This is a genomic window from Halomonas sp. SS10-MC5, from assembly GCF_015992245.1.
Classification (GTDB): domain Bacteria; phylum Pseudomonadota; class Gammaproteobacteria; order Pseudomonadales; family Halomonadaceae; genus Halomonas; species Halomonas sulfidoxydans.
Map to the genome: position 1 here is coordinate 1,730,431 of NZ_CP065435.1, position 22,214 is coordinate 1,752,644.

General features: G+C 67.9%; 22 protein-coding genes. 20 read left to right on the forward strand and 2 right to left on the reverse strand.

Going from position 1 to position 22,214, the window contains the following annotated elements:
• Nucleotides 1-75: 75 nt before the first annotated feature.
• The gene (gene rne, locus I4484_RS08185) at nt 76-3,249 is read right to left on the reverse strand and encodes a ribonuclease E (protein ID WP_197450463.1); all 3,174 of its coding nucleotides are present in this window, start codon (nt 3,247-3,249) and stop codon (nt 76-78) included.
• Nucleotides 3,250-3,813: 564 nt separating this feature from the next.
• Here rne and I4484_RS08190 point away from each other — a divergent pair.
• Genes I4484_RS08190 through sppA form a run of 3 tightly spaced genes read left to right on the forward strand, consistent with a single transcriptional unit; the run spans nt 3,814 to nt 6,575 of the window.
• The gene (locus I4484_RS08190; RefSeq protein WP_197450464.1) at nt 3,814-4,761 is read left to right on the forward strand and encodes an RluA family pseudouridine synthase; all 948 of its coding nucleotides are present in this window, start codon (nt 3,814-3,816) and stop codon (nt 4,759-4,761) included.
• 36 nt (nt 4,762-4,797) lie between these two features.
• Nucleotides 4,798-5,448, forward strand: coding sequence for an HAD family hydrolase (locus I4484_RS08195; RefSeq protein ID WP_197450465.1), 651 nt, complete (start codon nt 4,798-4,800; stop codon nt 5,446-5,448).
• 23 nt (nt 5,449-5,471) lie between these two features.
• A complete protein-coding gene (gene sppA / locus I4484_RS08200; protein ID WP_197450466.1) occupies nt 5,472-6,575 on the forward strand; it encodes a signal peptide peptidase SppA in 1,104 nt (367 codons plus the stop codon).
• Here sppA and I4484_RS08205 read toward each other — a convergent pair.
• Nucleotides 6,563-7,156: a nucleoside triphosphate pyrophosphatase gene (locus tag I4484_RS08205; RefSeq protein WP_197450467.1), complete on the reverse strand. Its 594-nt coding sequence runs from the start codon at nt 7,154-7,156 to the stop codon at nt 6,563-6,565. The genes sppA and I4484_RS08205 overlap by 13 nt on opposite strands.
• A gap of 119 nt (nt 7,157-7,275) precedes the next feature.
• Between I4484_RS08205 and I4484_RS08210 the strand changes: the two genes are divergently transcribed.
• The 17 genes from I4484_RS08210 (at nt 7,276) to I4484_RS08290 (ending at nt 22,210) form a co-directional block, all read left to right on the forward strand.
• A complete protein-coding gene (locus tag I4484_RS08210; protein WP_197450468.1) occupies nt 7,276-7,803 on the forward strand; it encodes a YceD family protein in 528 nt (175 codons plus the stop codon).
• A 31-nt stretch (nt 7,804-7,834) separates the two neighbouring features.
• Nucleotides 7,835-8,005 carry a 50S ribosomal protein L32 gene (rpmF, locus tag I4484_RS08215; protein ID WP_021820795.1) on the forward strand — a complete coding sequence of 57 codons (171 nt, stop codon included), beginning with the start codon at nt 7,835-7,837 and terminating at the stop codon, nt 8,003-8,005.
• Nucleotides 8,006-8,040: 35 nt separating this feature from the next.
• Nucleotides 8,041-9,078 (forward strand): phosphate acyltransferase PlsX, encoded by a 1,038-nt coding sequence (gene plsX / locus I4484_RS08220; RefSeq protein WP_197450970.1) that lies wholly within the window; start codon nt 8,041-8,043, stop codon nt 9,076-9,078.
• 5 nt (nt 9,079-9,083) lie between these two features.
• Nucleotides 9,084-10,037 carry an ACP S-malonyltransferase gene (fabD, locus tag I4484_RS08225; RefSeq protein ID WP_197450469.1) on the forward strand — a complete coding sequence of 318 codons (954 nt, stop codon included), beginning with the start codon at nt 9,084-9,086 and terminating at the stop codon, nt 10,035-10,037.
• A 71-nt stretch (nt 10,038-10,108) separates the two neighbouring features.
• Nucleotides 10,109-10,852 carry a 3-oxoacyl-ACP reductase FabG gene (gene fabG, locus I4484_RS08230; protein WP_197450470.1) on the forward strand — a complete coding sequence of 248 codons (744 nt, stop codon included), beginning with the start codon at nt 10,109-10,111 and terminating at the stop codon, nt 10,850-10,852.
• Between the two features lie 122 nt (nt 10,853-10,974).
• Entirely contained in the window at nt 10,975-11,208 is a 234-nt protein-coding gene (gene acpP / locus I4484_RS08235) for an acyl carrier protein (RefSeq protein ID WP_008956801.1), read from the forward strand.
• 192 nt (nt 11,209-11,400) lie between these two features.
• A complete protein-coding gene (gene fabF / locus I4484_RS08240) occupies nt 11,401-12,639 on the forward strand; it encodes a beta-ketoacyl-ACP synthase II (protein ID WP_197450471.1) in 1,239 nt (412 codons plus the stop codon).
• A 22-nt stretch (nt 12,640-12,661) separates the two neighbouring features.
• Complete coding sequence (gene pabC / locus I4484_RS08245) at nt 12,662-13,483, forward strand: aminodeoxychorismate lyase (protein WP_197450472.1); 822 nt, start codon at nt 12,662-12,664, stop codon at nt 13,481-13,483.
• 93 nt (nt 13,484-13,576) lie between these two features.
• Nucleotides 13,577-14,581, forward strand: coding sequence for an endolytic transglycosylase MltG (gene mltG / locus I4484_RS08250; RefSeq protein ID WP_197450473.1), 1,005 nt, complete (start codon nt 13,577-13,579; stop codon nt 14,579-14,581).
• 24 nt (nt 14,582-14,605) lie between these two features.
• Entirely contained in the window at nt 14,606-15,259 is a 654-nt protein-coding gene (gene tmk / locus I4484_RS08255) for a dTMP kinase (RefSeq protein ID WP_197450474.1), read from the forward strand.
• Nucleotides 15,226-16,251: a DNA polymerase III subunit delta' gene (locus tag I4484_RS08260; RefSeq protein ID WP_197450475.1), complete on the forward strand. Its 1,026-nt coding sequence runs from the start codon at nt 15,226-15,228 to the stop codon at nt 16,249-16,251. Before tmk ends, I4484_RS08260 begins: the two co-directional genes overlap by 34 nt.
• 24 nt (nt 16,252-16,275) lie before the next feature.
• Nucleotides 16,276-16,611, forward strand: a complete 336-nt coding sequence (locus I4484_RS08265; RefSeq protein ID WP_197450476.1) for a PilZ domain-containing protein — start codon at nt 16,276-16,278, stop codon at nt 16,609-16,611.
• A 49-nt stretch (nt 16,612-16,660) separates the two neighbouring features.
• A complete protein-coding gene (locus I4484_RS08270) occupies nt 16,661-17,506 on the forward strand; it encodes a TatD family hydrolase (protein ID WP_197450477.1) in 846 nt (281 codons plus the stop codon).
• A gap of 30 nt (nt 17,507-17,536) precedes the next feature.
• Nucleotides 17,537-18,094, forward strand: a complete 558-nt coding sequence (locus tag I4484_RS08275; protein WP_197450478.1) for a DUF1285 domain-containing protein — start codon at nt 17,537-17,539, stop codon at nt 18,092-18,094.
• A complete protein-coding gene (locus tag I4484_RS08280) occupies nt 18,091-20,322 on the forward strand; it encodes an ATP-dependent helicase (RefSeq protein ID WP_197450479.1) in 2,232 nt (743 codons plus the stop codon). Before I4484_RS08275 ends, I4484_RS08280 begins: the two co-directional genes overlap by 4 nt.
• Entirely contained in the window at nt 20,319-21,140 is an 822-nt protein-coding gene (locus I4484_RS08285) for a sulfurtransferase (RefSeq protein ID WP_197450480.1), read from the forward strand. The genes I4484_RS08280 and I4484_RS08285 overlap by 4 nt, the downstream gene beginning before the upstream one ends.
• Before the next feature lie 89 nt (nt 21,141-21,229).
• Nucleotides 21,230-22,210, forward strand: coding sequence for a Gfo/Idh/MocA family oxidoreductase (locus tag I4484_RS08290; protein ID WP_197450481.1), 981 nt, complete (start codon nt 21,230-21,232; stop codon nt 22,208-22,210).
• The last annotated feature ends 4 nt before the right edge of the window (nt 22,211-22,214 follow it).

The following is a 22,214-nucleotide window of genomic DNA, read 5'->3' on the forward strand; positions in this document are numbered from 1 at the left end:
CATCTGAATGGCTCCGTATGAAAATGGCCCGCGCAGGTGAACTGCGCGGGCCATTTGGCCTGGGCCGGGGCTGGATCAGCCCTGGCTGCCTTTCTGCCCCTCTTGCTCGCGACGGCGAATTTCGCGCGGATCGTTATGCGCGCGGCGCCGACGCCGTGAGGCCGCCTGCGATTGGGCCGGTTCCGCCGGTTCGCCGCTCGTCTCGGGCTTCTTGGCCTCCGTTCCGGACTGTTCCGGCTTGGGCGTCTCGGTCTTCGCCGCCTCGGCGGGCGTCTCCGCCGGCTTGGGCGCGTCGGCCTTGGGCGTCTCGGCCTTGGGCGTCTCGGCCTTCGCCGTCTCGACGGGCGTCTCCACCGGCTTGGGCGCATCGGCCTTGGGCGTCTCGGCAGGCTTCTCCGCCGGCTTGGGCGCATCGGCCTTGGGCGTCTCGGCAGGCTTCTCCGCCGGCTTGGGCGCGTCGGCCTTGGGCGTCTCGTCCTTGGGCTGGTTGGCCTTGGCCGGCTCGGCAGGCTTCTCCACCGGCTTGGGTGCATCGGCCTTGGGCTGCTCGGCCTTCGCCGGCTCGGCGGGCGTCTCCACCGGCTTGGGTGCATCGGCCTTGGGCTGCTCGGCCTTGGCCGGCTCGGCGGGCGTCTCCGCCGGCTTGGGCGCATCGGCCTTGGGCTGCTCGGCCTTGGCCGGCTCGGCGGGCGTCTCCACCGGCTTGGGTGCATCGGCCTTGGGCGTCTCGGCCTTCGCCGGCTCGGCGGGCGTCTCCATCGGCTTGGGTGCATCGGCCTTGGGCGTCTCGGCCTTCACCGGCTCGGCGGGCTTCTCCACCGGCTTGGGCGCATCGGCCTTGGGCGTCTCGGCCTTCGCTGGCTCGGTGGGCGTCGGCTGCGGCCTGGACGCTTCGCCTCTGGCCTGCTCAGGCTTCCCTTCGGGCTTGGCTTGCGACTTCGGCTGCTCGGCCTTCACTCCTTCGACGGGGGCCTGCTCCGACGGCTCGCTCTTGCTTGGTTCGGCCTGCTCGCCCGCTTGCAGGCGCTTCTGCTCGGCCTCGGCCTGCGGGTTGATGGCGTGCTGGCGCGAGCGGTTGCGCGGGTTGTTGCGCGTGCGCTTGGGCTTGCCATCGTCCGTCTTGGCGGGCTCGACCGCTGACTCGACGGGCTTCTCCTGAGGTTCGGCCTTCTGACGGCGGGGTGCCTCGTCACGGCTGCGGGGCTTGTTGCCCTGGCGACCCTCTTCGCCAGCCTGGGACCTGTCGGCACGGGCCTGGTTGCGGCCGCGGCCGCTACGGCCTTCCCCGCGGCCGGCAGCAGCGTCCTGGCGTGCCTCCTGGCGGGAGTCACTGCGGGCACTCTCCTGCTGGCGAGCCTGGCCGCGTTGGCTACGACCGTCGTCCTGGGCGTCGCTGCGCGAACGCCGCCGCTGGCGACCGTTGCGCTCGCCACGCTCTTCGTCGCCGCTACGGGCCGGCGATGACGCGGTCGGCTTGCGGGTTTCGGTCGGCGTGGCGGTATCGCTCTCGGTACCGCCGAGCAGCTTGCTGACGCCTTTGAGCAGCCGGCCGAGCACGCCGGCGGCGGGAGCGGCAGCGGCAGCGGCAGCCGGAGGAGCGGGCGGCGGCGGGGCTTGCTCCTGTTGCAGGGAGGCCGGCGCCGGCTCGTTGTGGATCACCGTCTTGACCGCCGCCTCGGTGCGGGCGACCGGCTTGGCGATGCTCATGTCCGGCTCCTTGCCGATCTCGGTATGCACCGAGAGCTCGAAGCTGGACTTGTCCTGGTCGCCTTCCTCCTCGATATGGTCGTCACGCAGGCGCTGCACGTCGTAGTGCGGCGTGTCCATGTCGGGGTTGGGCAGCACCAGAACGCGCACGCCCTGGCGCTTCTCGATATCGGCGAGCACCGCACGCTTCTCGTTGAGCAGGTAGGTGGCCACCGGCACCGGCAGAATGGCGCGGATCTGGGCGCTGCGCTCCTTCATCGCCTCCTCTTCGATCAGGCGCATGATCGACAGCGACAGCGAGCGTACGTCGCGGATGGTGCCCTGGCCGTTGCAGCGCGGGCAGACCACGCCGCTGGTCTCGCCGAGAGAGGGGCGCAGCCGCTGGCGCGACATCTCCATCAGGCCGAAGCGCGAGATGCGGCCGATCTGGACCCGGGCGCGATCGAGCTTGAGCGCGTCGCGCATGCGGTTCTCGACCTCGCGCTGGTTGCGCGCCGGGCTCATGTCGATGAAGTCGATCACCACCAGGCCGCCGATGTCGCGCAGGCGCAGCTGGCGAGCTATCTCGTCGGCCGCCTCGAGGTTGGTCTGAAGCGCGGTCTCCTCGATGTCGCTGCCACGGGTGGCGCGCGCCGAGTTGATGTCGATGGAGACCAGGGCCTCGGTGTGGTCGATAACGATGGAACCGCCGGAGGGCAGCTTCACTTCGCGCTCGTAGGCAGTCTCGATCTGGGATTCGATCTGGAAGCGCGAGAACAGCGGGACTTCGTCGGCGTAGAGCTTGATCTTCTGCTGGTACGAGGGCATGACCTGGCGAATGAAGGCCAGGGCGCGCTGGTGTACCGTCGGATCATCGATGAGAACCTCGCCGATGTCCTGACGCAGGTAGTCGCGCATGGCGCGGATGATGACGTCCGACTCGCGGTAGATCAGGAACGGCGCGGGGCGCTTGCCGGCCTCCTCGGTGATCGACTCCCATACCTGCACGAGGTAGTTGAGGTCCCACTGCAGCTCCTCGCTGCTGCGACCGATGCCGGCGGTGCGCACGATCACGCCCATCTTCTCCGGCACGGTGAGCTGGCCCATCGCCTCCTTGAGCTGGGTGCGTTCGTCGCCCTCGATGCGTCGAGAGATACCGCCGGCACGGGGGTTGTTGGGCATCAGCACGAGGAAGCGGCCGGCCAGGCTGATGAAGGTGGTCAGCGCTGCCCCCTTGTTGCCGCGCTCCTCCTTGTCGACCTGAACGATGACTTCCTGGCCTTCCTTGAGCACCTCCTTGATGCTGGGGCGTCCCGACGTCTCCTTCAGGAAGTACTCGCGGGAGATCTCCTTGAGCGGGAGGAAGCCGTGACGATCGGCCCCGAAGTCGACGAAGGCGGCTTCGAGGGAGGGCTCGACGCGGGTGATCTTGCCGCGATAGATATTGGCTTTCTTTTGCTCCCTGGCACCCGATTCGATGTCCAGGTCGTATAGGCGTTGTCCATCTACCAGCGCGACGCGCAGCTCTTCGGGCTGGGTCGCATTGATGAGCATCCGTTTCATGTTGTCTCGCAAACTGGACGCGCCGGTAGGCTTCGAAGAAGGCGAACCTCTGGGTGCTGCGTGCTTGTGCTCAGCGCATGTCGCGGATGCGCAGTGGCGCCCGATCGTACCGGTACCCGAAGCGGGCCCGGCACGACATGATCATGTTGAGTACGTGGCGGAGGCAGGACATGTCTCGGTGGGGCTTCTCCCATCCGGCCCTGCGGTCACCGCCAGACACCTGGCATTCATCGATTCGCCAACGCCGGCCACCGGCACGATGTGGAACGATTCCCGTGGCCACCGCTCACCTTTGTCGCGAGTCGGGTCCGGGCGTGGCGTCACTGCTTGTCTTCTTTACTTGCTGCTATCACTCGTCGGCGGCGGGACCCGCGGTAAGGGAGTCGTCGCCGCCCGATTTCGTCGCTCCGGCCTGCGTGTCTGTCGTGCAGGCGCCATGGGACCGAAGGGATCCATCCGAGCGAGCTGGCAATATAGCAGTATTGCCCAGGCGCAGCAATTGGCGCAGTGCATCGACGAGTGCGTTAGAATGCTGCCTCACAACAGATTTTCAGCAGGAGAGTCATGGCCGAGGGTCGCGACGTACAGTGGGTGGAAGTGGGCGAGGGCCAGTCGGGCCAGCGGGTCGACAACTTCCTGATAACACGCCTGAAGGGCGTGCCGCGAACGCTGGTCTACCGCATCGTGCGCAAGGGCGAGGTGCGGGTGAACAAGAAGCGCGTGAAGGCCGACTACCGCCTGCAGGTGGGCGACATGGTACGGATCCCGCCGCTCAAGCTGGCCCCGCGCGAGGCCGTCAAGCAGGTCAGCGAAGGGTTGCGCAACCTGCTCGCCGGCAGCGTGCTGGTGGAGGGGCCAGGCTGGCTGGTGCTCAACAAGCCGGCCGGGCTTCCCGTGCACGGCGGCAGCGGGGTCAAGATCGGCCTGATCGAGGCGCTGCGCCAGGTACGAGAGGACCTCGACTTCCTCGAGCTGGTCCATCGCCTCGACCGCGACACCTCGGGCTGCCTGCTGCTGGCCAAGTCGCGGCCGGCGCTGCTGACGCTCAACGAGGCGCTCAAGCGCCACCAGATGGACAAGCGCTATCTGGCGCTGGTGGCGGGGCGCTGGCCGGCGCGCCGCGAGTTCGTCAGCGCGCGTCTCGATCGCTACGATGCCGGCAACGGTGAGCGCCGGGTGCGCGTGGATGCCGCCGGCAAGGTGGCGCGTACCCGCTTTGCCGTGCGCGAAGCGCTGCCCAGGGCCACGCTGATCGAGGCCGAGCCGGTCACCGGGCGCACGCATCAGATTCGCGTGCATGCCGCCCATGCCGGTCATCCCCTGCTCGGCGACGACAAGTACGGCTCCCGCGAAGGCGAGGCGCTGGCGCGGCACCTGGGCCTGGCGCGCCTGTTCCTGCACGCCGAGTCGCTGACCTTCCCTGAGCCCGGCAGTGGACGGCCGGTGCAAATCCGTGCGCCGTTACCCGACGAGCTCGAGACGGCGCTGGCGCAAGCCCGCGGCAGCCGCTGAGTCCGAGCCGCCATGGGAATCACGACCGGAGCCGCTATGCGCTATCGACTGGTGATCTTCGACTGGGACGGCACCCTGATGGATTCCGCCGCCCGTATCGTTGCCTGCATGCAGGCGGCGGCCCGCGATGCCGGCTGGGGGCACCTCGAGGAGGCGGCGGTGCGCGACATCATCGGCCTGGGGCTGCCCGAGGCCATCGACCGGCTGTGCCCGGGCATCGATGCCGAGCGCTTCGAGCTCCTGCGCAGCCGCTACGCCCATCACTTCGTCGAGGGTAATCGCACGCCGATGCCTTTCTTCGCTGGTGTCGAAGCCGGCATCGCCACGCTGCGTGAGCCGCGGGCGAGACGCCTGGCGGTGGCCACCGGCAAGAGCCGGCGTGGGCTCGAACGTGTCTTCCGCGAGAGCGGCAGCGGCGGCTGGTTCCATGCTAGCCGCACCGCCGACGAGACCCGTTCCAAGCCGCACCCCCAGATGCTCGAGGAGCTGCTGGTCGAGCTCGACGTGCCTGTCGAGGAGGCGGTGATGGTGGGGGATACCGAGTACGACATGGAGATGGCTCGCGCCCTGGGGATGGACCGGGTGGCGGTGACCTGGGGGGTCCATGCCCCGGAGCGATTGGCGGCGAGCCGTCCCGTCTATACTGCCCAGGCGGTAACCGAGCTGTTCGACTGGCTGAACCGATAGCAGGCGAGAGGGAAGACGACCCGATGAGCGATGACAAGCGTCAGGATGAGGGCAGGCATGATCGCGACGAAGATCGCTGGACCCAAGGGCCGGAGTTGACGCCTGAGCAGGCGCGTCGCGAGCGACAGGCGGGGAGCGAGGAGCCGGTGCCGCCGGCGGAGAGCGCCGAAGCGCTGCGGGAGCGTCAGCGACTGGCGCAGCTGGAGATGCTCGACCGCTGGGTCGACGGGGTGTTGGTCGAGCAGCGCCGCTCGCGGCGCTGGAAGCTGTTCTTCCGCTTCTTCTTCATCGTGCTGATCCTGGCATCGTTGGCCGCTATCTTCTATGGCGTGTTCGGGGACCCGACGTCGGAGCCGGAGCGACAGCACCTGGGGGTGGTCAAGGTGGAGGGTGTGATCGACAGCGAGTCGCCGGCCAGCGCAGAGCGCATCATCGAGGGCCTCAATCGGGCCTGGGACTCGCCCAATGCCGCCGCCGTGGTGCTGCACATCAACAGCCCCGGGGGCAGTCCGGTGCAGTCCCAGCGTGTCTACAACGAGATCCTGCGCCTGCGCGAGGAGGGCGACAAACCGATCATCGCCGTCATCGAGGACGTCGGCGCCAGCGGTGCGTACTACATGGCAGCGGCGGCCGACGAGATCGTGGCGGCCCCGGCCAGCCTGGTGGGGTCGATCGGTGTGATCTTTGCCAGTTTCGGCTTCGAGGAGGCGATCGAGCGCCTCGGCATCGAGCGGCGCATCTACGTCAGCGGCGAGAACAAGGACTTCCTCGATCCTTTCTCCGAGGTGGATCCGGAGGTGCGCGACTTCTGGCAGGGGGTCATGGATATTACCCATGGCCAGTTCATCGAGGCCGTGCGCCAGGGGCGCGGTGAGCGCCTGGTCGAGGACGAGCGGCTCTTCAGCGGCCTGGTCTGGAGCGGGCAGCAGGCCCTGGAGCTGGGGCTGATCGACGGCATCAGCAGCCTCGATGCCCTGAGCCGCGAGCTGTTCGGCGAGCTTCGATTGCACAATTACACGCCGCGACTGGATCCCTTCGAGCGCCTGAGCCGCCAGTTCGGGCGGGTCGCTGCCGAGTGGGCGGGGCTGCCCTCCAGCCGCGCGCCGGTACGCTATCAGTTGCCTTGAGCACCCAACGGGTCGAGGCCCGCTTCGCGTAGCAGCTGGCACAGCCGAATCAGCGGCAGGCCGATCAGCGTATTGGGGTCGTCGCCCTCGAGCTTCTCGAACAGGGCGATGCCGAGTCCCTCCATGCGAAAGCTGCCGGCGCTGTCGAGCGGCTGCTCGCGCTCCACGTAGCGGGCGATCTCCGCGTCGCTGAGCCGGCGAAAGCATGCGTCGTAGCGCTCGTGGCAGACCCAGTGGCGCGCGTTGCGCGTATCGATAAGCGCCAATCCGGTGAAAAAGGTCACCCGGTGGCCGGAGAAGCGCGCCAGCTGTGCCCGGGCCGTGGCCTCGTCACCGGGCTTGCCGAGGATGTCGCCGTCGAAGGTGGCGACCTGGTCGGAGCCGATCACCAGGTGGTCGGGATACTCCTCGGCCACCCGGCTGGCCTTGGCCAGCGCCAGGCGGTGTACCAGGGGCTCGGGTGCTTCGCCGGGGTGCGGTGTCTCGTCGATGTCGGGGCTGGCCCAGGCGTAGGGCAGCCCCAGGCGGTCGAGGAGTTGGCGGCGCCAGCGGGAGCCGGAAGCGAGAACGAGTCGAGGCATGAAGCCCTCCTGCAGTGCGTGGTAAGAAGAGGCGTTCGGGGGTCGGGCAGGCGGGTAGTGTAACTTGTTGAGAGGGCGTCTTTGACAGGGGCTGGGGGAGTGCCTATCATTGCGCGCCTATGTTGACCTCACGACTTCCCAACAGGGTCGAGCCCTATCGGCTCGCCGCTCGTGGCGAAAGCCTCTCCGGCCTGATGGCGCTCGACCAGTTCGAGCGCCTGGCCGAGCAGGTCGGTGCCCAGGCGGGCGACTGCCAGGTGTGGCTCGATTTCGGCATCGATGCCCAGGGCCGCCGCGAGATTCGCGGTCGCCTCGAGGCCGAGCTGCAGCTGCCTTGCCGGCGCTGCCTCGAACCCATGGCGCAGCATGTCGAGAGCGAATTCCTGCTGGGCATGGTCTCGAGCGATGCGCTGGCGGCAGAGCTGCCGAGCACCCACGAGCCGGTGCTGGTGGAAAACGAGCAGCTGAACCTGCTGGCGGTGGTCGAGGATGAACTGATCCTCAGCTTGCCCCAGGTGGTTTACCACGACGAGGCGCATTGCCGCGTCTCGCGCGACCAGCTGAGCAGCGGCGAGGAGGCCGAATCGAGCGAGCCGACTCCCGCGAGTCCTTTCGAGGTGCTGCGTCACCTCAAGGGCAAATCCTGATTGTTTATCGTCTCACTTCGGAGTGACACCCATGGCAGTTCAACAGAATCGTAAGACCCGTTCCAAGCGCGGCATGCGCCGCAGCCATGACGCCCTGAGTGCGCCGACCCTGTCCCAGGACAAGGAAACCGGTACCACTCACCTGCGCCATCACGTCTCTCCTGACGGTTTCTACCGTGGTCGCAAGGTGGTCGACGCCTGAGTCGACTCGTCGTCGATGACCGTCGGCACTTGAACGTGCGGATTGCCATCGATGCGATGGGCGGAGACGCCGGCCCCGCCGTGGCCGTACATGGTGCGGCCGCTGCCGTCCAGGCCTGGCCGGGGTTGGCGATCGACCTATTCGGTCCGGGCGACCAGCTGTCAAGCGCGCTCGAGAATCTGCCGCGGCATCTCGCCGCGGCCGGTTCGCATCTGTCCGTTCACCATGCGCCGGGCGTGATTCACCCGAATCAGCGGCCCTCCGACGCGCTCAGGCGGGGCGACGATACCAGCATGGCGCGGATGCTCGCCCATGTGGCCAGTCGCGATGCCGCCGCCGGTGTCAGTGCCGGCAATACCGGCGCCCTGATGGCCTTGGCCCGGCGAGCGTTGGGGACCGTGGCGGACATTCCGCGCCCGGCCATCTGCACGGCCATCCCCACCCGTGGCGACGGGCGCTGCTATCTGCTGGACCTCGGCGCCAACGTAGACGTCAGCGCGGAGCGGCTGGTGGACTTCGCCCGCATGGGTGAAGTCATGGCGCGTCATGTGGATGGTCTCGCCGCTCCCAGGGTGGCGCTGCTCAACGTGGGCAGCGAAGGCACCAAGGGCAGCGAGACGGTGCGTCAGGCGGATGCGCTGCTGGATGCGCTTGGCTCACTGAACTATATCGGTTTCATCGAGGGGGACGGCATCTTTGCCGGCTCCGCCGATGTGGTGGTGTGCGATGGTTTCGTCGGTAATGCGGTGCTCAAGGCCAGTGAAGGATTGGCGCGCATGTTGATCGAGCGTGTTCAGACGACCTTCGAGTCGCACTGGAGCAGCCGCCTGGTCGGTGTGCTGGCGAGGCCGGCGCTGCGCCGGCTGAAAAACGAGCTCGATCCGGTGCGCTACAATGGCGCCAGCCTGCTGGGGCTCGACGGCATCGTCATCAAGAGCCACGGCAGCGCCGATGTCACCGGCTTCTCCTATGCCGTGTCGCGGGCCGTGCAGGAGGTCGACCGCGGCTTGCCGGGGCGGCTCGCCATGGAGCTGGGTACCCGGTGTGACAGCACTCAACAAGAGCAATGGTGAATGACATGACTCAACCCCTTGCCCTCGTCTTTCCCGGGCAGGGCTCCCAGCAGGTGGGCATGCTGCGGGAGCTGGCGGAACGCTACAGCGTCGTGCGCACGACCTTCGAGGAGGCCGCCGATGCTCTGGGTTACGACCTGTGGAAGGTGGTCCAGGAGGGGCCCGGCGAGGCTCTCAACGCGACCGCCTGTACCCAGCCGGCACTGTTGACCGCCAGCGTGGCCATCTGGCGCGTCTGGCAGGAGCTGGAGGGACCGCGCCCAGGCGCCATGGCGGGTCATAGCCTGGGAGAATACAGCGCCATGGTGTGTGCCGGTGTCATGGGCTTCGCCGATGGCGTGCGCCTGGTGCGCCTGCGCGGCGAGGCGATGCAGGAAGCGGTGCCGGTCGGTCGTGGCGCCATGGCGGCCATCCTGGGGCTCGAGGATGCCACCGTTGAAACGGCCTGCGCCGAGGCCGCGCAGAATGAGGTGGTGGCGGCGGTGAACTACAATGCCCCGGGGCAGGTGGTGATCGCCGGCGACAAGGCCGCCGTGGAGCGGGCCATTGCCCTGTGCCAGGAGGCAGGAGCCAAGCGTGCCATGCCGCTGCCGGTGTCGGTGCCTTCGCACTGCGCCCTGATGCGTCCGGCCGCCGAACGGCTCAAGGCCGCCATGGCCGATCTCGACATGCGTCCGCCGCGCTATACCGTCTACCAGAACGTCGATGCCCAGGCGCATGCCGATGTCGAGACCCTGCGCACGCGCCTGGTCGAGCAGCTCTATCAGCCGGTGCGCTGGACCGCCTGCGTCGAGGCGATGGAGGCAGCGGGTGCCTCGGTCTTCATCGAGTGCGGGCCGGGCAAGGTGCTCACCGGCCTCGGCAAGCGCATTGCCAAGGGCAGCAAGGGGCTGGCGGTCAACGATCCCGACAGCCTCGAGGCGGCGCTTGGCCTGGCGCGTGAGGCGGTCGGCCAGTAAGGCACGGCCGGCCCATACAACGAGGGGCATCGAGCCCCAGGACCCAACAGCAGTCGGAGCGGGAACAGGTTATGTCCAGCGAACGCAGAATCGCCCTGGTGACCGGCGCCAGCCGCGGCATCGGTCAGGCCATTGCCCATGAGCTTGGCCGTCAGGGGCGCGTGGTGATCGGCACGGCCACCACGGAGTCGGGTGCGGCCAGGATCGACGAGGACCTGCGTGCCAACGGTATCGAGGGCGCCGGCAGGGCGCTCGACGTGACCGACCAGGCCAGTGTCGATGCGCTGGTCAAGGCCATCACCGAGGAGTTCGGGGCACCCACCATCCTGGTCAACAACGCCGGCATCACGCGGGACAACCTGCTGATGCGCATGAAGGAAGACGAGTGGGATGCGGTGCTCGACACCAACCTCAAGTCGGTCTATCGCGTCACCAAGGCGTGCCTGCGCGGCATGACCAAGGCCCGCTTCGGCCGTATCGTCAGCATCAGCTCGGTCGTGGCGACCATGGGCAATCTCGGCCAGACCAACTATGCTGCCGCGAAGGCAGGGATGGAGGGGTTCACTCGCGCCCTGGCGCGTGAGGTGGCGTCTCGGGCCATCACCGTCAATGCGGTGGCGCCGGGCTTCATTGCCACCGACATGACGCGGGCGCTGCCCGAAGAGCAGCATCAGGCGCTGCTGACCCAGATTCCGCTGGCGCGCCTCGGCGAGCCCGGGGAGATTGCGGCTGCCGTCGGTTTCCTGGCAAGCGACGCCGCTGGCTACATCACCGGCGAGACGCTGCAGGTCAACGGCGGCATGAACATGCGTTGAAGCCCCCGCGGGTCGGTGGTTGCGCCGACGGGGGGGCGTCTATAAACTACCCCGCAGCTTGAGTTTGCGGACCAAACGGCTGGTCATCTGAACGGCTAACTTGAACGACTGGAGTACGTATAATGAGCACCATCGAAGAGCGCGTGAAGAAGGTTGTGGCCGAGCGCCTGAACGTCAAGGAAGAGGACATCCAGAACAGCTCCTCCTTCACCGAGGACCTGGGCGCCGATTCCCTGGACACCGTCGAGCTGGTCATGGCGCTCGAAGAGGAATTCGATACCGAAATCCCCGATGAAGAAGCCGAGAAGATCACCACCGTTCAGGAAGCCATCGATTACGTCAACGCCCACCAGTAAGGGCGCGGTCGTCACCGCTTGCTGAGGTGAAGGGCCCTGCGAGGGCCCTGGAAAAGCCGTCCTGAGTCCCAGGGCGGCTTTTTGCTTTGTGTCGAGCCGTGGCTGCCCAAGCGAGGAGCATGTCCGGTATAATGCGCGCAATGACGGCCCTGGAGAAGGGCCGTGTCATCAAGGTTGTCTGGAGGATTTCTGATGGCTCGTAGAGTTGTGGTGACCGGGCTGGGGCTGGTCACGCCGGTGGGCAACACCGTCGAGGAGAGCTGGGAGAACATCCTGGCCGGCAACAGCGGTATTGCCCCTATCGAGCATTTCGATGCTGCCGGCTTCAACACTCGCTTCGGCGGTTCGGTCAAGAACTTCGACATCAGCCCGTACCTGAACCCGAAAGATGCGCGCAAGATGGACCTGTTCATCCAGTACGGCGTGGCGGCGGGAGCGCAGGCCATCCGGGATGCCGGCATCGAGTGCACCGAAGAGAACGCCGAGCGTATCGGCGTGGCGATCGGTTCCGGCATCGGCGGGCTGCCGATGATCGAACAGAACCACAACGCGATGCACAAGGGGGGGGCGCGTCGGATCTCGCCCTTCTTCGTGCCGGGATCCATCATCAACATGATCTCCGGCAACCTGGCCATCCAGCACGGCTTCCGCGGGCCCAACATCGCCATCACCACGGCCTGCACCACCGGCACCCACAACATCGGCTACAGTGCCCGCACCATCGCCTACGGCGATGCCGACGTGATGATCTGCGGCGGGGCCGAGATGGCCACCACGCCGCTGGGGCTGGGCGGGTTCTCCGCCGCTCGGGCGCTGTCGACCCGCAACGACGACCCCCAGGCCGCCAGTCGCCCCTGGGACCGCGACCGTGACGGCTTCGTGCTGTCTGACGGCGCGGGTATCCTGGTGCTGGAGGAGTACGAGCACGCCAAGGCGCGCGGGGCGCGGATCTATGCCGAGCTGACCGGCTTCGGCATGAGCGACGACGCCTACCACATGACCGCGCCGCCCGAGGACGGCAGCGGGGCGGCACTCTCCATGCGCAATGCCATCCGCGATGCGCGCATCGACCCCGCCCAGGTCGACTACATCAATGCGCATGGCACCTCGACGCCGGCGGGCGACCTGGCCGAGAGCCGAGCGGTCCGCAAGGTGATGGGCGAGGCGGCCAACTCGGTGGCGGTGAGTTCCACCAAGTCCATGATCGGCCATCTGCTGGGGGCCGCCGGCGCCGTCGAGGCGGTGTTCTGCATCCTGGCGATTCGTGACCAGGTGGCGCCACCGACGATCAACCTGGACAATCCCCAGGAGGGCTGCGACCTGGATTACGTGCCGCATACTGCGCGCGAGATGAAGATCGACGTGGCGCTGTCCAATTCGTTCGGCTTCGGTGGCACCAACGGGACCCTGGTCTTCTCCCGGCTGCGCTGAGCCGGGCTGTCGAGGGCGTGACATGACCCGGTCGCTATCGGATACGCCGATTGCCGCCGACGATCGCGGCCTGGCCTATGGCGACGGGCTGTTCGAGACCGTGCTGGTGCGCGATGGTGAACCCCAGCTGTGGCCGCAGCACATGGCCCGCCTGGCCAGGGGGTGCCGTGCCCTGGGCATTCCCATGCCCGCTGCCGCCGAACTCGACGGCCTGCCCGGCCAGGCGGGGGCCGGCCTCATGGTGCTCAAGCTGATCGTGACCCGAGGCAGTGGAGGCCGAGGCTACCTTCCCCCGTCACCGGCCGAGCCGCGCTTGCTGTGGCAGCTGTCCCGCTTCGCACCCCAGGTAGAGCGCTGGGAGGCGGGCGTGCGGGTGCGGCATTGCCGTTTGCAGTTGGGCATCCAGCCAGCGCTCGCGGGGCTCAAGCACCTCAATCGGCTCGAGAACGTACTGGCACGCAGCGAGTGGGACGACCCCGAGGTGGCCGAAGGGCTGCTCTGCGACAGCCAGGGGAGCCTGGTCGAAGCCACCTGCATGAACCTGTTCTGGCAGCGCCGGGGGCGCCTGGAGACGCCGCGGCTGGACGGTAGCGGCGTGGCCGGAACGCTGCGTGCGGCCCTGATGGAGCGCCTGCCGATCACGGAGGTCGTCGCGGGGCCGGAGGTGCTGGCCGAAGCCGAGGCCGTGTGGCTCGGCAATTCGCTCCAGGGGCTCTGGCCCGTGATACGTCTCGATACCGCCGATGGCGCCATGCAGCGGTGTTGGACGCTGGCCGGCCTCCGCCGCGACATCCAGCGCGAGGCCCATGAGCTGCTGGGATACCCGGCCGAATTTGGGCATTGAGCTGCGCGGCTGGGCATGCGAAGCGAGATTCGCCGGCCTGGTTCCGCGGACGGAATGTACTGGGCAATGAAGAGTGGGCAACGAGGAAGACGCATGCTGCGTTTGGTGAAGTTTCTGGTGGTGTTGGCCCTCCTGGCCGCCGTGGCGGCCTTCGCCGGCTATCGCTATTGGCAGAGCCGGCTCGAGGCGCCCATTGCGGTGGAGGAGGAGACCCTCTACGAGGTGCCGCGCGGGGCGGGGTACAACCGGGTGATCGCGGATCTGGCGGCACGCGGTGCGATCGAGGACGAGTGGGCGTTTCGCCTGTTGACGCGGATCGAGCCCGAGGCGATCCCCCAGCTGCGCACCGGCGAGTACATGCTCGAGCCGGGCATGAGCGGGCGCGAGCTGATCGAGCTGCTCGGCAGCGATCGCGTCGTCACCTACCCGTTGACCATCCCCGAAGGTTGGACCTTCCGCCAGATGCGCGCCCGACTCGATGCCGCCGCCAAGCTCGAGAACCGTACCGCGGATCTTAGCGATGAAGAGATCATGGCGCTGCTCGAGCGCGAGGGACGGCACCCCGAGGGCTGGTTCTTCCCCGATACCTATCGCTACCACAAGGGCATGAGCGACGTGGATATCCTGCGCCAGGCGCTTGCACGCATGGAGCAAGTGCTGGACGAGGTCTGGGAGGCGCGTAGCGACAACCTGCCCATCGAGACGCCCTACGAGGCGCTGATCATGGCCTCGCTGATCGAGCGCGAGACCGGCGCTCCCGAGGAGCGTCGCGAAATCGCCGGTGTCTTCAAGCGGCGCCTGGAGCGCGGCATGCGCCTGCAGACCGACCCTACCGTGATCTATGGCATGGGCGAGCGCTACGAAGGACGCATCACCCGCGCCGACCTGCAGGAATCGACCCCATACAACACCTATACCATCGACGGAATGCCGCCAACGCCCATCGCCATGCCGGGGCGCGCCTCGCTCGAGGCCGCCGTCGACCCGCTGCCCGGCGAGACCCTTTACTTCGTTTCGCGGGGCGACGGTACGCACCATTTCTCACGTACGCTGCGCGAACACAACAATGCCGTGAACCGCTACATCCGCAACCGTTGAGCGGCCGGACGCACAGGAGCCCCGATGCAACAGCGTGGACGATTCATCACCCTGGAAGGCGGCGAGGGAGTCGGCAAGTCGACCAACCTGGCGTGGGTGGCTCAATGGTTGACGGCGCATGGCGTCGAGGTGGTGCGCACCCGGGAGCCGGGAGGTACGCCGCGAGCCGAAGCCATTCGTGAACTGCTGCTCTCACCGCAAGCCGACGAGCCGCTCGACGCCGATGCCGAGCTGCTGCTGGTGTTCGCCGCTCGCGCTCAGCACCTGGCGCAGCGTATTCGCCCGGCGCTCGCCCGCGGCGCCTGGGTGCTCTGCGATCGTTTCACCGATGCCACCTTCGCCTACCAGGGCGGGGGACGTGGCATCGACCCGGCACGTATCGCCGAACTGGAGCGCTTCGTGCAGCAGGGCCTAGAGCCGGACCTGACGCTGCTGCTCGATATGCCGGTGGACGCGGCCCAGCGGCGCCTGCAGGGCCGTTTGGCAGCTGGCGGCCATACCCGCGATCGTTTCGAGCAGGAGCATTCCGCCTTCTTCGAGGCCGTGCGTGGCGTCTACCTGGCACGGGCCAGGGCGGCGCCCCGACGGGTGGCGGTCATCGATGCCGACGCCCCCTTGGAAACCGTGCAGGCGCGCCTTTCGGCATGCCTGGAAGAGCGAGTGAGGGAGTGGCTGTGAGCGAGCCCTCCCTGCCGATCCCGCTGCCGTGGCACGAGCCGTTGTGGCGTCGGTTCCTGGCGCTGTACCGTGGCGCTCGGCTGCCTCATGCGTTGTTGCTCTCGGGGCCGCATGGCGTCGGCAAGCAGCGCTTCGCCGATGCCCTGGTCGCACAGCTCCTGTGCACCTCGCCGGGCGAGGTGGCCTGCGGCCAGTGCCACGGCTGCCGCATGCTGGCGTCCGGCTATCATCCCGACCTGCTGCGCGTGTCGCCTGATGAGGGCAAGCGGCAGATCCGTATCGACCCCATTCGCGAGGTCAACGCCTTCGTCGCCCAGACGGCCCAGCAGGGCGGCCATCGCGTGATCGTGCTGTCGCCGGCCGAGGCGATGAACGTGGCCGCCGCCAACGCCTTGCTCAAGAGCCTGGAGGAGCCGGGGGAGCGCACCCAGTTCGTGCTGCTGGCGGACGTGCCCTCGCGCATGCTGGCCACCATTCGCTCGCGCTGCCAGCACTGGAGCCTGCCGTCGCCTTCACCCGAGCATAGCCTGGCGTGGCTGGGCGAGCAGCTGGGCAGTCGTGAGGAAGCCGCGTTCTGGTACCGGGTCTCGGGCGGCCTGCCGCTGCTGGCGGTCGAGCTGGCGACCCCCGACTCCCGGGCGCTGCGCAACCAGTTGCACGAGACCTTCGATGCCCTGGTGCGCGGCGCCGAGCCGGTGGCCGAGGCGGCGCGCCTCGACCGCCAGTCCCTGGAATCGATCCTGTGGTACGGTATTGCCTGGCTCGAGGATCTCATTCGCCTGGGCCTGTCGGGAGAGGCCGACGAGGTGCGCAATCCCGACCTGCTGCCGCTGTTCCGCCAGGCGGTCAAGAACGCCCGGGTGCAGGATTGGTTCCGGCTGCTGGACTTTGCCCGCGAGCAGCGCCGACTGTTGGCAGCGGGCGGCAACCCCAATCCCCAGCTGGTCCTCGAGGCCTGGCTGGTCCGCTGGTCGACCCTGCTGCGCTCCTGAGCGGGGCGAAAGGGAGGAGCACTCATGGCGCCGCAGAAGGCCCTGTCATTGACGATCCAGGACGAGCAGACGCTGCTCTCCGCCTATATGCCGCTGCTGGAGCGGGGCGGCATCTTCGTGCCCACTCGCGAGCGCTACGAGCTGGGCCAGGAGGTCTATCTGCTGCTGACCCTGCCCGGCGAGAGCGAGCGGGTCCCGGTGACCGGCCAGGTCGTCTGGGTCTCGCCCGATGGCGTGGCGGGGCGGCGGGTGCCGGGTATCGGTATCCACTTCAGCCCCGAGGACCACGGCGTGCGAGACCGCATCGAGACCCTGCTGGCCGGGCAACTGGACAAGGGCGCCCCGACCTATACCCTGTGAGCGGACAGCACTGCGTTCCGCGCCATACACCTGACGAGTTTCCCCCTGCATGTTTGTCGATTCGCACTGCCACCTCGACCGCCTCGACCCCGCCACTCACGAGGGCAGCCTCGCCGCCGCCCTGCAGGCGGCCCGGGCTCGCGACGTACGCCAGTTCCTGGCCGTCGCCGTGACGCTGGACGACGTGCCGACGCTGGCCGGGATCGCCCGGGAGCACGCCGACGTGGCGATTTCCGCCGGCGTGCATCCGCTGCATCTGCTCGACTGCGAACCCGAGCTCGAGAGCATCAAGGAGACCGCCGAGCGTTTCGGAGTCGTGGCCATCGGCGAGTGCGGCCTGGACTACCATTATCTCGACAAGGCGCCCGAGCGCGTGCCGTCGCGGGAGATCCAGCGTGAACGCTTCCGCCGCCAGCTGGTCGCCGCCACCGAGCTCGAGCTGCCGGTGATCGTGCATACCCGCGACGCCCGCGAGGACACCCTGGCGCTGATTCGCGAGCACAGCGACCCGGCCATCGGCGGGGTGCTGCACTGTTTCACCGAGGACCTCGAGATGGCACGGGAGGCAGTGCGCCACGGTTTCTACATCTCGCTGTCGGGTATCGTCACCTTCCGCAACGCCGAGTCACTGCGCGAGGTGGCTCGCCGGGTGCCGCTCGACCGCCTGCTGATCGAGACCGACAGCCCCTACCTGGCACCGGTGCCGCATCGCGGCCGGCCCAACGAGCCGGCCTGGGTGGTGGAAGTGGCGCATTGCATCGCCGGCGAGCGCGGCATCAGCGTCGAGGAGGTGGCCATGCAGACCACGGCCAATTTCTACCGGCTGTTTCGTCACGCCGCTCCCGAGGTGTCCGCCGAGACACGAGAGGTGTTGGCGCGGGCCGGTCTGGTATAGCCGGAAAACGACGAAATATCGGGGGCAAGCATGAATCTGGATCCGCTGCTCAACCATGTAGTAGCCGATGGTGCCATTCCGCCAGTGGACCGCTGGCAGCCGACCCAGACAGGGGAAATGGATCTGGAAATCGCCGCCGACGGCCGCTGGTTCCATGACGGCCGCGAGATGTCACGGCCGCGCCTGGTGCGGCTGCTCTCGACGCTGCTGCGCCGAGAGGAGGACGGCCACTACTACCTGGTGACACCGGTGGAGAAGCAGCGCATCCGCGTGGTCGACCGGCCCTTTATCGTGGTCGACGCCGAGCACGACGAAGCCGCCGGCGACTGGTGGCTGACGACCCACGCCGGCGATCGCCTGCGCCTGGATGAGGAGCACCGGCTGCGCGTCAGCGCCACGCCCGATGGCGTCCTGGTGCCTGAGGTCCCGGTGCGCTTCGGCCTTGCCGCCCGCCTGGGGCGTAACGTCTACTACCGCCTGGTGGAGCACGCCGAGCAGCGGCAAGCAGAGGGTGGCGTGATCGAGCTGGGGCTTACCAGCGACGGCTGCTGGCAACCCCTGGGCGAACTGCCCGACGAGGCTTCGTGAGGCTGACGGAAGAGCAGCGTGCCGTCGTCGAGCATGGTGCCGGCCATGCGCGGGTCGCTGCCGTGGCGGGCGCCGGCAAGACCACCACCCTGGTCGCTCGCGTGCTGCACCTGCTCGAGCGCGGCGTACCGGCGAGCCGGATCCTGGTGCTGATGTTCAATCGCTCGGCGCGCGAGGATTTCCAGCGGCGGCTCGTCGAGATGGCCCCCGCCGGACAGCGCCTGCCCGACGTGCGCACTTTCCATTCGCTGGGGCATCGCCTGACCGCCAGCCTGACCCGCTGGGGGGCGCTGGCCCCGCGCCGGCTGGTGGCCGCCGACTGGCAGGTCGAGCGGCTGCTGCGCCAGGCGACCCTCGAGGTGCTGGAGGATGACGAGCGGCGCGAGCTGGCACTGGAAGCCGATACCCTGGAGGCACTGGCGCACTTCTGCGGGCTGGTGAAGGCCGAGATGGTGCCGGCGGCCACGCTGCTGGAACGGCTCGACCATGACGAGGGCTGCGAACACTTCGCTGCGGCCTTCGAACGGCTCGAGGCGCTGCTGGCCGAGCACAGCCTGATGACCTACTCGGACCTGCTCTACCGCCCCCTGCGTGCACTGGAAGCCGACCCCGGCCTGGTGCGGCGGGTCCAGGGCTTCCTCGATCAGGCGATCATCGACGAGTACCAGGACATCAACCAGGCCCAGCTGCGCCTGCTGGCGCTGCTTGCCGGCCGCCATGCCGACGTGATGGCGGTAGGGGATGCCAACCAGTGCATCTACGAGTGGCGCGGCGCCCATCCCGACACCATGCGCGAGCACTTCACCGCGACCTTCGGTGCGGCCATCGACTACCCGCTCTCGACCACCTTTCGCCATGGCCATGCGCTGGCGCTGCTGGCCAACCATGCCATTGCCGCCAACCGTCGGCGCCCCGACCAGCTGTGCCTGGCCGCGCCCGGCAACCCGAACACGGCACTGGCCATCGAGCAGGGCAGTGCGGCGCTCTTGACGACGCTCGACCGCTGGTGCCGCGCGGCAAGAACGCTCGACGAGGCATGCCTGCTGGTGCGCAGTTGGGCGCTGTCGGTTCCCGTACAGCTGCAGCTGCTGCAGGCCGGGATTCCGTTCCGCCTCTCCCGTGAGGATCGCTTCGTCTTTCGCCTGCCGCTGGTCCAGGCCCTGGCCGGCTACCTGCGTCTGGCGCGCACGCCGACCCTGCTGCACGACCCGGCGCACCTGCTGCGCCTGCTCGAGCAGCCCACGCCCTTCGTTGCCCGCGAGCGCCTCGCTGCCCTGGCGCAGCGTCTGGCGCAGACCCAGCACTATCCCGAGCGCGACGATCCCCTGCTGGCGGGCCTCAAGCCCGTGCAGCGACGCAACCTGAAGCGCCGCTGGGCGCTGCTTTGCGAGCTGCCGCGGCTCGGCGCCTGGCCGCCGGCGCGCCTGCTGGCACACATCGTCGAGGCGCTGGATGCCGAAAAGGTGCTCAAGCGTGCCGCCGCGCGTCGTGAGAAGGGCGAAGAAGACGTGCGCCTGCTCGACGTGCTGGTCGAGCAGGCCGGCGAGACACAGGACATCGACACCTTCCTCGAACTGCTCGAACGTCCCGTGGAGAATCATGCCGATGGCCTTTTGATCACCACCGTGCATGGGGCGAAGGGGCTGGAGTGGCCGCTGGTGGTGGTCGCCGGCGTCAACGAGGAGGATTTCCCGCATTACAGCCGCGACAACCCGCTCTCTCCCGAGCGCCTGGAAGAGGAGAGGCGGTTGTTCTACGTCGCCGTGACGCGGGCCCGCGAACGTCTGATGCTGCTGCACGACGGCGGCGATCATCGCCCCAGCCGCTTCCTGTCCGAGACGGCCTGGGAGGACTGTCAACACGTCGCGGCCCGGCTGGCGGAACCGGCGGCAGGCGATGCCGTCCTGGCGGTGGCGTCGCCCGGGCTGGTCTCGCGTTACCTGGCCGCCGTCGGCTACGCTGGCATCGAACTGACGCAACGGGGGCACGCGGTCGGCGAGCCGGGCGCGGCCTATGCCATACCGCCCTATCATCCCGGACAGCGGCTGCGACATGCGGTATTCGGCGAGGGAGTGGTCGTGGTGGTGGAGGGCGACCCCGCTGACCCGGTGATCGAGGTAAACTTCAAGCAGGCCGGGCGGCGTCGCTTGCTCGCCTGCCGGGCGCCCATTGAACTGCTCGCTGGCATGAAGGAGCCCACAGCGTCCATCCAAGGAGAACGCGCATGAGCCAGGTACTCATCTCGGCCAAGGAACTCGCCGATTCGCTGCAAGGCGGCCATCCCCCGCGAGTGCTCGACTGCCGCGCGCGGCTGGGCGACGGTGATGCCGGTCGTCGGCTGTGGGAAGCCGGCCATGTGCCCGGTAGTCTGCATCTCGACCTCGATCGCGACCTGGCGGCCGAACCCGGCGGGGGCGGTCGCCATCCTCTGCCCACCCCCGAGGCCTTTGTCGCCACGCTGCAGCGGCTCGGCATCTCCCCGGACGTTGCCGTGGTGGTGCTGGACGACATGGGCGGTCAGCTGGCCGCAGCGCGGGCCTGGTGGATGCTGGCCGTGTGGGCGGGACACCCCGACGTCCGCGTACTCGACGGAGGGCTGCGCGCCTGGCAGGAGGAGGGCGGCGAGCTCATGCTGGGGCAGGAAGTGCGACCCGAGCCGAGCCGCTGGCAGCCGAGTTTCGACGATAGGGCCTTCATGAGCGCAGACGAAGTCTTCTCCGGGCGGGAACTCAAGCTCGATGCCCGCAGCGAGGAGCGCTTCCGCGGCGAGGCCGAGCCCATCGATCCGGTGGCCGGGCACATTCCCGGAGCAGTGTGCCGCCCCAGCGCCGCCAATCTCACCGAAGCGGGGCGTTTCAAGTCTTCCGAGGTGCTGGACGCCGAGCTTCCCCCTGACGAGGCGGTGGTGGCCTACTGTGGTTCCGGTGTGACCGCCTGCCACAACGTCCTGGCCTATGCCGTTGCCGGTCGCGCTCTGCCTCGGCTCTATCCGGGATCGTGGAGCGAATGGATTCGAGACCCGGCGAGACCAGTGGCGCGTGGCTGACTGAACTAGGCTTTACTCATGCGAGTGATCTCTTGCGTCAGCCGATGGGCTTCAGCGAATGGCGGACAAGGAAACCGAGGGAGAACACCATGAATTTTGCCCTCATCGGTGCTGCCGGATACATCGCGCCTCGCCACATGCAGGCCATCAAGGAGATGGGACACGCCCTGGTGGCGGCTTACGACATCAACGATTCGGTAGGCATCATCGACTCCATCTCCACCGAATGCGCTTTCTTCACCGAATTCGAGAGTTTCATGGAGCACGCCTGGTGGCTCAGGCGGCAGCGGGGCAGGGGAATCGACTACTGGGTGGTCTGTTCTCCCAACCACCTGCACAGCGCCCATATCACCGCCGGTCTGTATCTGGGCTGCGACGTGATCTGCGAGAAGCCGCTGGTGTCGACGCCGGCTCAGCTCGATGAGCTGCGCAGTATCGAGCAGGAGACCGGACATCGGGTCTACAGCATCATGCAATTGCGCCACCACCCGGCCATCCACGAGCTGCGCGACAAGGTGATGCACGAGCAGCGCAATGGACGATACGAGGTCGAGCTGACCTACGTCACGGTACGCGGCCCCTGGTACCTGGCCAGTTGGAAAGGCGATCCACGCAAGTCGTTCGGCGTGATGGCGGAAATCGGCATCCACTTCTTCGACATGCTGCATGTGATCTTCGGTGGGCTCGAGAGCCAGGCGCTGCACTACCATGACGAGCACAAGGCTGCCGGCTACCTCGAGTATGAAAAGGCCCGGGTGCGCTGGTTCCTCTCCATCGATGCCGAGGACCTGCCCGAACGTGCCAGCGGTCAGTCATCCACGTTCCGCAGCATCGCCTGCGACGGGGAGGAGTTCGAGTTCTCCAGCGGCTTCAACGACCTGCACACCGTCAGCTATCGCGAAATTCTCGCCGGCCGTGGTTTCGGCATCGAGGCCGTGCGCCACTGCCTCGAGACCGTACATGGGCTGAGTCTGGACACCCCGGCGCTGCCACGCGAGGGGGAGGCGCACCCCCGGCTGTCCCGACTGGTGCCGGTATCCTCACGGGCCGCCGTCGATCGCCGCCACTGAGTGA